Genomic DNA, 12,867 nt, shown 5'->3' with positions numbered 1-12,867 from the left:
CATGTATCGGCGATTTTTATAGAATAGTAACTCTAAAAAGTATTCTTTAAAAACTAGTCGATTTAAACTTTATTTTAATAAACATAAATAGGAAATAAGATGTCTACCCTGCGCCGCTTAAGTTCTGTTGTATTAGCAACGCTTACTTTATTCACCGCTTCAGTTAACGCAACCATACTAATTTGGGATTTTACTGTAGAAATTGACGATATTTATGATGATGCAAACGTGATTGATGACTCAGTTGTGGTTGGCTCATTACTGAAAGGTAGTTTTTCATATGACGATGGCTTGACAGATACTAGCCCAATGAGAAGCTACTCTGATACATATGAAGCTGCTAATGGCTTGTTCACTATTGAAGGTTTAACATTAAACCCATTGGAGATTGAGTTATCGGTAGTTCATCAGGGTACTAGAGACATTGTTGATATTTATGGCGAATTTTCTCAAGGTCTTATCTGGGAGTATATTGGATTTGGTTTCTTAGACTATAGCCAAAGTTATGATAATGGTGCGTTGCCAACCAATTGGGCAAATGCACCAGTTGCATTAAGTGATATTGATTTTGAGTACACATATTTTGACGATAACTTATTTGCAGGCTCAAGCTTAGAAGGTGTTTTAGTTTCAGTGGAACAACGTGCGGCGGCAGTACCAGAGCCATCAGTATTAGTAATATTTATGCTGGGCCTTATTGCATTTTTTGGTGTTAGTCGCGTTAAAGGCTAATGATCAATTCAATATAACGCTATTATATTGAACCACTAGAGTGGCGCGCAGTGTATTGCGCTGCCGCTTAGTCTTAAGGCTTAGTATTACGGCTTAGTATTAGCACACCGCACCATCTTAATTTCAAGTTCAAACCTTCTTCTCTTCTTCCTTCTTGCGCTCTCATTTCTTACTTCTCATTTCTTATTTTGTAACTGCTACAAAATGCCTAACGGTTTTCTATTTTTAAGTAAAATTCTTCAAATAGCATGTTTTTGAGGAATTTATTAGATAGTAGATGAATTGGTGATTCACTATTATATTCTTCAATTGAGGAATAAAAGTGAATGCCATGAGTACAGCAAAAGTAGGACGCCCCAAAAGCAAAGGGCAACATAGAGAAACGTTAATTTGTGCAGCCCGACAGCTCTTTATCGAGCAAGATTATGAGCTGGTTTCAATTAGAGCAATAGCGAAAGTGGCAGGTAAAGATCCGGCTTTAATTCGGTATTATTTCGGCTCTAAACTTAACCTCTTCATAGCAGTAATCCAAGAAACCATAGCGCCTGTTGTACAAAAGGTGAAAGAGCTAAACAAATCGGCCGATGTACGCAACCCCGCCGTATTAATGAATACTTACTATCAGGTAATGGCGCAATACCCTAGCTTTCCTCGGCTGATCTATCGCCTAGCAAATATGAAATTAACACCTAAAAATAGCGATATTTTTAATATTGTTGACGAGTTAATCAGACCGGAAGATATGCAATTTTTTGATCAACTCAAAAATAATGGATTATTAAAAGAAGGCGTAGATGTAAAGTGCGCAAAACTTAGTTTTATGAGCCTAGTTATTTTCCCATTTATTATTCCTGAACTGATGAAATCGAAGCTCGACTTAGAAATTACCCCAGAATTTTTAACAATACTCGCACAGCAAAACATGCAACTGCTTAGTCAGGGGTTGATGAAATCACAGGAAGAGTCCAATGATTAAAAATACTAAAGCATTATTATTTGTTGGATTAATTGCAGGCGTGCTTTTTGTTATTGTTTCTGTGCTCTTGAAACAACAACCTGAGGTGAAAGATAATATTCAACGCGCTAAATTAGTAACGGTAAGTAAGCTAAAACAGCAAGTGATAGCACCTCAGGTAACCGGGTTTGGACGTGTTATGCCAAAGCATGTGTGGCGCGGCGTTGCAGAAGTAAGTGGGCGTGTTATTTACCGTAATCCGGTACTTGAGTCAGGGCGTATGGTGCCAGCAAACACCCTGCTATTGGAAATAGATCCGGTTGAATATCAATTAATGGTTGCACAAGCGCAAGCCAACAAAAATGCCTCACAAGTCAAACTGGCAAGAATGTTACAGGAAGAGAAAAACCTTAAAGTGAGTTTGGCAATAGAACAACAAAGACTCACCCTTGCTAAGCAAGAGCTTGACAGAAAAACGAATATCAACAAGCAAGGGCTTATTTCTGCGTCCAATTTAGAACAACAAGAACAAAGCTACTACGCACAATTAAAGGTGGTAGAGGACATTCAAAGTAGAGTAAAGCTGTTACCCGATGATACAAAAGTAACAGAGGCGCAGTTAAAGGTGGACGAGTATAAGTTACTTGATGCACAGCGAAAACTCGCTAAAACCAAATTAACATTGCCGTTTAATGCCAGAATCGCTGAAGTCAATATTGAGCAAGACCAAGTGGTGGCGCTAGGGGAAACCATGCTGGTAGCGCATAAATTAGGAAGTGTTCAAGTTAAAGCTGAACTTGCGGTTCACGATTTAAGAACAGTCGTGGCGAGTTTAGATATTATTCCAACCGAGCAATTGTTTCCGTCAATTGAAAAAGCCAATTTTACAGGGGATATTACGCTTACGCTCAATAACCAAAGCTTTCATTGGCCTGCAAGGGTTACCCGAATTGCACAAGAAATCGATGCGAATAGCGCTACCATAGGCGTGTTTTTGGAAGTTGAGCAAGACTTTAAGGCACTTGATTTACCCAACAAACCGCCATTAGGTAAAGGCATGTTTGTTAGCGCTACTATTACGGGCGCTGCAAAACCACACTTAATCGTGAAAGAAAAAGCCCTTCATGGCGATAAAGTGTATGTGATGACTGAAGAAGACACACTGCGCATGCTGCCTGTATCCATACTTTTTAGAAATAATGGGCTTGTTGCAATCAGCGGCGATGTACAAGCAGGAGATCGCATTGTACAAAACGATTTAATTCCTGCCATTGAAGGTATGAAACTGCGTATTGCAGAGAATGAAAACAAGCGTGGTGAGAAGTCAATAACGGGTGCGGAGCGTTTAAGCAATGATTAAATTTTTTGCGAGGCATCCAACCATTGCCAATTTATTGATGTTGGCATTAATTGTATTAGGCATCAGCAGCGTTAGTGATCTTAAGCGCGAGACGTTTCCCGAGTTTCAGCTATCGGTGATCACCGTGAGCATTGTTTATCCCGGCGCATCGCCCATTGAAGTAGAAGAAAGTGTATGTTTACGAATGGAAGATGCTGTAGACGGCCTTGCTAATATTGAAGAGGTAAAGTGTGACGCGCAAGAAAGCTTGGCGAAATTAACCTTAAAGCTAGATGATAAGGCAGATCTTGGGCGCATGTTAGTGGATGTGCAAACGCAAATAAATGCAATTGATGACTTTCCGCAAGAAATAGAATCGCCAATAGTTCAAGAAATTAATTGGGCTGATCCTGTGGTTGATATTGCCATATATGCAGATACAGACATGGCACATTTGAAAGACTACGCTGAAGACGTGAAACGCCGATTAAAAATTGATGCAGGTATTAGTCTTGTACGCATTGCTGGTTTTTCTGATCATCAACTTCGAATTGAGCTGAACCAAGCTGATATGCGCCGATTAGGGCTTACTGCGGCAGAGGTTGCGGATAAAGTGGGTCGACAAAATATAAGAATGCCCGCAGGAACAATTGACTTGCCCGATAAAAGCATATTAGTACGTGTTGATGAGCGTAGAGTTACCGCACAGCAACTATCATCGTTAGTGGTGGCCTCAAACTCGAATGGAGGCAACGTTACGTTGGGCGATATTGCTACTATCACTAATCGGTTCGAATTAGACGAAGAGTATATCGAATTTAACGGTAAGCCAGCCGCCATATTAAAAGTAGAAAAGAATAAAGCCGATGATGTGCTAAGAATAAAGCAACGCGTTGATGAATTTATTGAAGCAGAAAAGAAAATTGCGCCTGACGGGGTTTCAATTAGTTTAACCAACGACATGTCTACATTAGTAGGCGACCGTATTGCCATGATGGTAAGCAATGCATGGCAAGGGATCATTTTAGTTTTTCTATCAATGTGGCTGTTTTTTTCACTGCGTTATTCATTCTGGGTGTCAGCAGGTTTACCCGTTGCCTTTATGGGCGGTCTTTACCTAATGAGCTTGTTTGGTCTGTCCATCAATATGATGTCGTTAGTGGCACTATTAATGGCCATTGGCATAATGATGGACGACGCTATCGTGATTGCAGAATCTATCGCTTCCCATCGCGAACGTGGTTACAACGTAGATAAAGCAGTCATCGAGGGAGTTAAAAAAGTAGCGCCAGGTGTCTTTTCATCCTTCTTCACTACCGTGTGTATTTTTGGCAGTTTACTCGGTCTTGAAGGACAAATTGGATCGGTGCTAGCCGTTGTACCCATGGTATTAATTCTTGTGTTGATTATTAGCTTAATCGAAGCATTTTTAATTCTACCAAACCACCTACACCACTCTTTAACAAAGCACCAAAAAGAAAAAGCAGCAACGGGTTTCAAAGCCGCATTTCTTAAAAAGTTCGAAGACGTTAAAAATACGCAGCTAGTAAACACAGTCACATTACTAGTGAAGTGGCGTTATGCAACGATTGGCGGCACTTTTGCATTATTTTTATTGGCGATTTCGATGATAGCGGGCGGAGTATTAAAGATGGTGCCATTTCCTGAGCTTGACGGTGATATTGCTGAAGCGCGCATTATTATGCCTCCGGGCACTGCGCTGGCAGATACACAGGCAATCGTTGAACTGGTTGTTAAACAGGCAAAACAAGTGGGTGAGGCATTAACCGCTGAAAATGACGAGCCTGAACCGCTAATCAAAGACATTACCGCCCAATTTAATTTTAATGCGGATGCGGGGGAAAAAGGTGCACATGTTGCAACGGTTCGTTTAGATTTATTCTCTGCAGAGCAAAGAAATACATCCATTGAACACTTTATTCAACAGTGGCGTCACAGTGTTGAAGAAAAAGCGGATCCTATTTCAATGGTATTTAAACAACCCGCATTAGGGCCAGCTGGACGAGACCTAGAGATACAGCTACAACATCGTGATTTAGATACACTAAAAAGCGCATCAGTTGAGTTGCAGCGTTATTTAACACAGTTTAACGGTGTTACTGGTGTAATAGATGATATGCGACCGGGCAAGCAAGAAATTAAAATTAGTTTAGCCGATAGCGCCCAGTCTTACGGGATTGATGGATCAATGATTGCTCAACAACTGCGTAGTGCATTATTAGGGCAAACAGCGGATCAAATCCAAGTGGGCGCAGAAAGCATAGAGATTGAAGTAAGGCTTAATAAAAACGAGGCTGACAATTTAACCAAATTAATTAACTTTCCTATTATGTTACCTAGTGGCCAGCAAATACCTTTGAGTGCGATTGCCAATTTAGACTATCAGCGCTCTTTTGTTCGAGTGCAGCGTGTCGACGGGATTAGAACCGTAACCGTAATTGGCGATGTTGACAATAACGTCACTAATAGCGGCGAAATTCTTGCCAAATTTTCCAGTGAATTACAGTCTAAATTACAAAAAGATTATCCTTCACTACGCATTGTACTAGCAGGTTCTGCTGAAGAGTCGAGTAAAACAGGCAGCTCATTTGTCGCCGGATTTCTTATCGGTTTATTTGGCTTGTTTGCCATTTTAAGTTTTCAGTTTCGCAGTTACATAGAGCCCTTCGTTGTGATGTTAGCAATTCCTATGGCGTTAATCGGCGTTATTTTTGGGCATCTTCTTTTAGGTTTTAATTTATCTATGCCAAGTATCATGGGCTTTATTTCTTTAGCCGGTATTGTGGTTAACGATTCTATTTTACTCGTGCAGTATATTCGCCATCACGTAGATGAAGGAGACGAAGTGCAAGAAGCGGTGATTAGCGCAAGCCGTGAACGGTTTAGGGCGGTTTTCTTAACCTCGCTCACCACGGCAGCGGGATTACTTCCCCTGTTGCTAGAAACCAGCTTACAAGCACAGGTGGTACAGCCTTTAGTCATCTCTATTGTGTTTGGTATATTTACCTCTACGTTATTGGTTTTATTCGTGATCCCATGCGCATACGCGGTATTGGCTGACTATAACTTGGTACATAATCACAAAGCATTGACCTATGATGCTTAGCCAAACAGCTAAGCTAAATATCTAAACTAAACATTTAAGCTAAGCATCCCGCAGTTACTAACCATTAAGTTGGAGAGCGTATTTGCTCTCCAATTACTTACAATGTACGTAAAATAAATGATGATTGATGCAAAATTGCTCGTTGAGTAAAAAATCACTCTTTGCTATACTATTTTCCCGTCTTGTTTCTTATTCCAATTTAAATTTTTTAACGCATTTCTATACATTATTTATAATGTGTAATAGGCCGTTATTTTTGTTTAATTTCGAATAAGTTCCATTAATTTCCTGACATCTTAGGGCTCACATGACTACTAGATATATTTTCGTTACAGGCGGTGTTGTTTCTTCTTTGGGTAAAGGTATTGCAGCAGCCTCTTTGGCAGCAATACTGGAAGCGCGCGGCCTGAAAGTAACTATGTTAAAACTTGATCCATACATTAATGTGGATCCCGGTACGATGAGTCCGATTCAACATGGTGAAGTGTTTGTGACTGAAGACGGTGCCGAAACTGACTTAGACTTAGGTCACTATGAGCGCTTTATTCGCACCAAAATGACCAAAAAGAATAACTTTACTCAAGGCCGAGTATTTGAAGATGTGCTTCGTCGCGAACGCCGTGGTGATTACTTAGGCGCTACCATTCAGGTTATCCCACACATTACAAATGATATTAAACGTCGTGTACTGGAAGGTGCTGAAGGGTGCGATATTGCTCTTGTGGAAATTGGCGGCACAGTAGGTGATATAGAGTCGCAACCATTTTTAGAAGCAATCAGACAATTAGGCACTGAGTTAGGCCGCGAACGCGCGATGTATATGCACTTAACATTAGTGCCTTTCTTAGGCACGTCTGGTGAGGTTAAAACGAAACCTACTCAACATTCAGTAAAAGAACTGCGCTCAATTGGTATTCAGCCAGATATTTTAGTGTGTCGTTCTGATCGCGCTATCCCATCTAATGAGCGCTCAAAAATTGCTTTATTTACGAATGTAGAAGAAAAAGCTGTTGTGTCATTAAAAGATGTACCAAGCATTTATCAGATCCCTGCATTATTAAAAAGCCAAGGCTTAGATAATTTAATTTGTCGCCGTTTTCATATTGACGCACCAGAAGCGGATTTGGCTGAGTGGGAACAAGTACTGTACCAAGAATCTAACCCTAACGGCGAAGTAACCATTGGTATGGTGGGTAAATATGTTGAACTTGCTGACGCTTATAAATCAGTAAACGAGGCCCTTAAACATGCGGGATTAAAAAATCGTTTAACAGTGAACATTCGTTATGTTGATTCGCAAGACTTAGAAAGCAAAGGAGTTGAACGCTTAAAAGATTTAGACGCTATTCTTGTGCCAGGTGGATTTGGTGAGCGCGGTGTTGAGGGCAAAATTTTAGCGGCGAAATACGCTCGTGAAAACAATGTACCATATTTAGGTATTTGTTTGGGAATGCAAGTTGCGCTTATCGAGTTCGCGCGTAATGTAGCAAATATGGAAGGTGCAAATTCAACTGAATTTGATAAAGCTTCGCCTTTCCCTGTTGTTGGCTTAATTACTGAGTGGCTAGGCAAAGACGGCCAAGTAGAAGTGCGTGATGAACAGTCTGATTTAGGTGGCACCATGCGCTTAGGTTCGCAAAAGTGTCATCTTATTAAAGGCAGCAAAGCACATGAACATTATGGATCTGAAGAGATTTTTGAGCGCCATCGTCATCGCTTTGAAGTGAATAACAACTACGTAGAACAATTAGAAAAGGCGGGGTTAAAATTCACAGGTTTGTCTGAAGATAAAAACCTAGTTGAAATAATTGAAAACCCAAATCATCCTTGGTTTGTGGCTGCGCAATTCCATCCAGAGTTCACCTCTACGCCACGAGACGGACACCCATTATTTGAAGGGTTTGTTGCCGCCGCCGGGCAAGCGCAAAAAGAACTTTTTAACTCATAGCAATAATTAAATTAAAAGCCGTGTACTTCTCGACACGGCTTTTTTAATATACCCCAAGCAATGAAGAGGCAGGTAGGCGACAAGCAACTGAATTATCATGAACTTAGATAAACTAAGTGATGGGTATTAAGGCGTACAGCCAATAACGCAGCACCTTCAAGTGGCACGGGTATAGATAAAAATACCTACCCTACAAGATACAGAGGAATATAAGATGTCGAAGATTGTAAAAGTGCTAGGCCGTGAAATTATGGATTCACGCGGCAACCCAACTGTGGAAGCAGAAGTATATTTAGAAGGCGGAGCTTGGGGCAGAGCATGTGCACCTTCAGGTGCTTCTACAGGTTCACGTGAAGCACTAGAACTACGTGATGGCGATAAAGCACGCTATTTAGGTAAGGGTGTATTAAAAGCAGTCGACAATGTTAACAATCTAATTGCTAATACACTAATTGGCATGAATGCGTATGATCAAAAAGCGATAGACGCGGCGATGATTGAAGTAGACGGCACTGAAAATAAAGACAAATTAGGCGCAAATGCAATTTTAGCGGTATCTCTTGCTACAGCAAAAGCCGCTGCACAAGATAAAGGTGTGCAACTGTTCGAACATATTGCCGAGCTAAACGGTACAGCTGGTGAATATTCAATGCCTGTGCCAATGATGAATATTTTAAACGGTGGCGAGCACGCTGATAACAACGTAGATATTCAAGAGTTTATGGTTCAGCCAGTTGGCGCTAAAAACTTCCGCGAAGCGCTACGTATGGGGGCAGAAATTTTTCATCAGCTGAAAAAAGTACTTACTGAAAAAGGCTTAAGTACCGCGGTAGGTGACGAAGGTGGTTTTGCACCAAACCTAGCCTCTAATGAAGAAGCGTTAGCTGTGATCACGGATGCCGTTGCACGTGCTGGCTATAAAATGAATGAAGACATTACACTAGCGTTAGACTGTGCGGCATCTGAATTTTATGTAGATGGTAAATACGACCTAAAAGGCGAAGGCAAAGTATTCGACTCAGAAGGTTTTGGTGACTACCTAGCAGCACTTACTCAAAAGTACCCAATTGTATCGATTGAAGATGGTTTAGATGAATCTGATTGGGATGGCTGGGCAAGCTTAACCAATAAAATTGGTGATAAAGTGCAGTTAGTGGGAGATGATTTATTCGTAACCAACACGAAAATTCTTAAACGTGGTATTGATAATGGTATTGGTAACTCGATTTTAATTAAATTTAACCAAATCGGTTCATTAACAGAAACGTTAGAAGCGATTCGTATGGCGAAAGATGCAGGTTTCACTGTTGTTATCTCTCATCGATCGGGCGAAACAGAAGATGCCACTATTGCTGACTTAGCAGTCGCCACTGCAGCAGGACAAATTAAAACAGGTTCACTTTGTCGCTCTGACCGTGTTGCTAAATATAATCAATTATTAAGAATTGAAGAAATGTTAGCAGACAAAGCGGTATACCGTGGCCGCACTGAAATTAAAGGTCAGTAATACTTAGTTCACCCAGAGTTTTTTGGGTAAGCCTTAATGAATAAAGCCGCTTTTGCGGCTTTATTGCTATTTTTTATACTCTTTTTGCTTAAAATATATTACTTTAGAGATAGCTGATAATTTAAACACTCGTTGGATAAGTTTTGGTACAACACGATCTCTACGGACAACAACAGCACTTATGGCACGATAAATACGAGCAACTCAGATATGCTCAGCTGTGCAATGCGCTGTACCAAAGAGAACTTTTCTCATTAATCAATGACCCAAACTTAAACCACCTTTCTTTAAAAAAACGCTGTGCTAGCTTACCGCATTACGTAAAGCGTGCGGCAGAAACATTACTAAATATTGAAACACCGTTACAGCTAGATTCTGAAAACGCGTCATGGTTTGCCAAACAATCCAAGCATTGCCCTTCAACAAAACAAACATCGGATGTCGTCAGCCAGTTTTATCAACATCATGCCGTACTGGCCATGATAGTGCCACTGAGTGTGGTTGATCATGGTACAGAAACTATTGCGCTAGACTCTGTAGATCAAATCGCCAAAGACGGTACACGTATTCATTTAAATCAGTATGGCTGGTTCAAGACGGATAATTGCTTAGCAAAGCCGTTAATCGATGAAACAAGCGATGCTCAAATAAACAGTACGCAAGTAAGATTATTAAAACCCGTAAAAGCCATTTTAACCGCTGCGTGTTGTGGTCATAGATGGAACAATCAATTAAAAACGTCACCTCGCGCATTAACGTTGCGCGAGCTGCTTCTTACTACACGCATAAACTGGAAAACCCCTTCAAAGCCGCTAAAACTGGTTAATTAGGCTTGAGAGGGTAGATATAAATGTGACTAGTTAAACTTATAAGGAAAATCATGAAGCGTATTTCTATTGTTTTTTTATTTTCATTAGTGGTATTAGGGTGTGGGGTTTATAGCCAAAGAGTATCGTCCGTACCTGAAGGTCCTTACTTAGGGCAAAAGCCACCTGGTTCAACTCCTGAATTATTTGCTCCAGATATTATTCAAACAGAATATAGAGAAGGTGCTTACGCTATTCCTCCTCAATTAGATGAGTTTTATATACGCAGAAGAGGCGGAGAACATAAAAGTAATACGTTAGTTGTTGTTCAATATAAGAGTAATCAATGGATTGAGTCTGTTATATCTCCTAAATCGGGAGAACCATTTATTTCTCCTGACGGTAAGGTTATGCATTTAGGTAAAAAGTATAGAGAGCGAACTGATACAGGTTGGTCTGATGTGAAAAGTTTAGGGGCGCCATTTGAAGATTATAGAATTATGCGGCTTACTGCTTCGTCTTCTGGCACTTACTATTTTGATGAAGCGAGTAAGTCGGGACCAATTCGTTACTCGCGGTTTATAGATGGCAAGCGTGAAGCTCCCAAGGCAATAGATATTAAAATGGGAGATTGGAATGCTCATCCTTTTATTGCGCCTGATGAGTCGTACTTGATATGGGATGACCAAGGCGAGGGAGGGTATGGAAGTAGTGACTTATATATTTCATTTCGTAAAGATGATGGCTCATGGGGAGCAGCCATCAATTTGGGTGATAAAATCAACTCAGAATTTGAAGATGCCTATGGCAGTGTCTCGCCCGATGGGAAGTATTTTTTCTTTCTTCGCTCATATGGCGGAAATAAAGCTGATATTTATTGGGTCGACGCACAAGTAATTAAGGCGCTTAAGCCAATTTAATGAGTGATATTTAACTTATCTAAATTCAGGGCGATTAAGTTGTTTATCGCCTAGCAGCCTCTTTAATTGTTTTAGATATAAAAGGCAGAGATGTTTTATGGATAGTGATTATGAAGAGAAGGGATATGTAGTTTTCAAGCAAGTTTTTACCTCACAAGAGCTCCATAATCTTCGTGAAGTGATTATGCAGTTCCATCGATCATGGAAGCAGGAAAATGCCAAATTCTATAAGGAAAAAGCAGTAAACTCGGCTTATTTAACAGCTAAAAAACATCTTGAGAAGCCTGCAAGAGAGCGGTTATTCAAGTTTATTGGCTCCAATAAGCTGATGGACAGGGTTACTGAGATTATGGGGACTTGTCCTGCTTTTATGAATACGCAGCTATTTTTTGATCCTGTAAATCTTGATCAAAGGAATTACTGGCATAGGGATCCGCAATATCACCTGTCTGTAGAGGAGCAAAAATCAGCGCTTTCAGGCGCTAATGTGCTTCATTTTAGGATCCCCCTAATGGATGAGCCAGGCATAGAACTAATACCCGAAACCCACAAGCGTTGGGACACTCGTGAAGAGTTGAATGTTCGCTTAGAGCAATGTGGACGTAAAAATTACGAAAGTTTACCTGCTGGAGTGAAAGTTAGCTTACAGGCAGGCGACTTATTGGTATTTAGCGCAAATATGATCCACCGAGGAATATATGGCATGAACCGATTATCATTAGATATATTATTTTGTGATCCCATTTTAGAATTTGTGAAATTCTTAGATAATGAATGCTTGCCTGATAGTGAAATACTAAACAAGCTTGAAAACGCCACTGCATTGAACAACACCATAGCGCTTAAGTCTAATTATATGGCAATGGACGCAGTAAGTGAGACAGCAAGGTAGGTGAAGAGATAATAGAGTTCAAATGTTATAGAAAAATCGCCCGCGATTCAGGCTTAATGTAATGCGGTTAAATATCATTACATTAACTAATGAGCAATGACAGAGCTGAAGTATGACACTTCTTATATAAAAGTTGGATTATCTATGGATAACAAAGGACTCAAAAACTTATTTGAGGAATACCAGTTACACGGGCTATATACAGACTCTTTAAAACGACTTTCCGTTTCGATACATAGACACATTGAATATGCAAATAATGTTTTTTTAATAGAAAGTAATGGCGATGTGGCAGACGATATTTTGCTGGCATATTCCATTTTTGAGGAAATGCCACGATGCTTTTTTTGCGAAAAACTAGGGGTAGAAGAATTTATCCGAAATTTTACTCTTTATGAATTTCCGGTGGCGAAGTTCATTAATCTATATTCTACTCATTTTCGAAAGACTCCGATATTTAATCTGATCAATACTGCAGAAATTGAAAGTGTTCTTGCACTACAACATCCCGCATATGATGATTGGTGTGGTGAATTCCTTCTACGCACTAAATCAAAGAAATATGTACTTATGTGGGACTATAGTGACTAATATAATTCAGAAGTACTCTTTCACAACAAATATGAATTTGTTTTACAGCT

10 protein-coding genes are annotated in these 12,867 nt (G+C 40.1%); all 10 read left to right on the top strand.

The features are described 5' to 3' along the window. Nucleotides 1-99: 99 nt before the first annotated feature. The 10 genes from HUU81_RS14045 to HUU81_RS14000 all read left to right on the top strand — a co-directional run bounded on the left by HUU81_RS14045 (nucleotide 100) and on the right by HUU81_RS14000 (nucleotide 12,817). Complete coding sequence (locus tag HUU81_RS14045; protein WP_199609559.1) at nucleotides 100-732, top strand: PEP-CTERM sorting domain-containing protein; 633 nt, start codon at nucleotides 100-102, stop codon at nucleotides 730-732. Nucleotides 733-1,063: 331 nt separating this feature from the next. Further along, nucleotides 1,064-1,708: a TetR/AcrR family transcriptional regulator gene (locus HUU81_RS14040; RefSeq protein ID WP_199609558.1), complete on the top strand. Its 645-nt coding sequence runs from the start codon at nucleotides 1,064-1,066 to the stop codon at nucleotides 1,706-1,708. After that, nucleotides 1,701-3,047, top strand: coding sequence for an efflux RND transporter periplasmic adaptor subunit (locus HUU81_RS14035; protein WP_199609557.1), 1,347 nt, complete (start codon nucleotides 1,701-1,703; stop codon nucleotides 3,045-3,047). Before HUU81_RS14040 ends, HUU81_RS14035 begins: the two co-directional genes overlap by 8 nt. Beyond that, a complete protein-coding gene (locus tag HUU81_RS14030; protein WP_199609556.1) occupies nucleotides 3,040-6,153 on the top strand; it encodes an efflux RND transporter permease subunit in 3,114 nt (1,037 codons plus the stop codon). Before HUU81_RS14035 ends, HUU81_RS14030 begins: the two co-directional genes overlap by 8 nt. A 307-nt stretch (nucleotides 6,154-6,460) precedes the next feature. Further along, a complete protein-coding gene (locus HUU81_RS14025; protein ID WP_199609555.1) occupies nucleotides 6,461-8,101 on the top strand; it encodes a CTP synthase in 1,641 nt (546 codons plus the stop codon). A 214-nt stretch (nucleotides 8,102-8,315) separates the two neighbouring features. Continuing rightward, nucleotides 8,316-9,608 carry a phosphopyruvate hydratase gene (gene eno / locus HUU81_RS14020; RefSeq protein ID WP_199609554.1) on the top strand — a complete coding sequence of 431 codons (1,293 nt, stop codon included), beginning with the start codon at nucleotides 8,316-8,318 and terminating at the stop codon, nucleotides 9,606-9,608. Nucleotides 9,609-9,751: 143 nt separating this feature from the next. Beyond that, nucleotides 9,752-10,438: a hypothetical protein gene (locus tag HUU81_RS14015; protein ID WP_199609553.1), complete on the top strand. Its 687-nt coding sequence runs from the start codon at nucleotides 9,752-9,754 to the stop codon at nucleotides 10,436-10,438. Nucleotides 10,439-10,488: 50 nt separating this feature from the next. Next, nucleotides 10,489-11,334 carry a TolB-like translocation protein gene (locus HUU81_RS14010; protein WP_199609552.1) on the top strand — a complete coding sequence of 282 codons (846 nt, stop codon included), beginning with the start codon at nucleotides 10,489-10,491 and terminating at the stop codon, nucleotides 11,332-11,334. 97 nt (nucleotides 11,335-11,431) lie between these two features. Continuing rightward, a complete protein-coding gene (locus HUU81_RS14005; protein WP_199609551.1) occupies nucleotides 11,432-12,226 on the top strand; it encodes a phytanoyl-CoA dioxygenase family protein in 795 nt (264 codons plus the stop codon). Between the two features lie 144 nt (nucleotides 12,227-12,370). Next, nucleotides 12,371-12,817 (top strand): hypothetical protein, encoded by a 447-nt coding sequence (locus tag HUU81_RS14000; RefSeq protein ID WP_199609550.1) that lies wholly within the window; start codon nucleotides 12,371-12,373, stop codon nucleotides 12,815-12,817. The last annotated feature ends 50 nt before the right edge of the window (nucleotides 12,818-12,867 follow it).

The organism is Flocculibacter collagenilyticus, assembly GCF_016469335.1.
Classification (GTDB): Bacteria; Pseudomonadota; Gammaproteobacteria; order Enterobacterales; family Alteromonadaceae; genus Flocculibacter; species Flocculibacter collagenilyticus.
Note: the sequence above shows the minus strand (reverse complement) of the source record. Positions and strands in the feature narration are given on the sequence as shown.

Bases quoted from the DNA above. Each gene is read 5' to 3' on its own strand.
- HUU81_RS14025 (WP_199609555.1), top strand. From the start codon at position 6,461: ATGACTACTAGATATATTTTCGTTACAGGCGGTGTTGTTTCTTCTTTG.
- HUU81_RS14045 (WP_199609559.1), top strand. From the start codon at position 100: ATGTCTACCCTGCGCCGCTTAAGTTCTGTTGTATTAGCAACGCTTACT.
- HUU81_RS14000 (WP_199609550.1), top strand. From the start codon at position 12,371: ATGGATAACAAAGGACTCAAAAACTTATTTGAGGAATACCAGTTACAC.
- HUU81_RS14030 (WP_199609556.1), top strand. From the start codon at position 3,040: ATGATTAAATTTTTTGCGAGGCATCCAACCATTGCCAATTTATTGATG.
- HUU81_RS14005 (WP_199609551.1), top strand. From the start codon at position 11,432: ATGGATAGTGATTATGAAGAGAAGGGATATGTAGTTTTCAAGCAAGTT.
- HUU81_RS14035 (WP_199609557.1), top strand. From the start codon at position 1,701: ATGATTAAAAATACTAAAGCATTATTATTTGTTGGATTAATTGCAGGC.
- eno (WP_199609554.1), top strand. From the start codon at position 8,316: ATGTCGAAGATTGTAAAAGTGCTAGGCCGTGAAATTATGGATTCACGC.
- HUU81_RS14040 (WP_199609558.1), top strand. From the start codon at position 1,064: ATGAGTACAGCAAAAGTAGGACGCCCCAAAAGCAAAGGGCAACATAGA.
- HUU81_RS14010 (WP_199609552.1), top strand. From the start codon at position 10,489: ATGAAGCGTATTTCTATTGTTTTTTTATTTTCATTAGTGGTATTAGGG.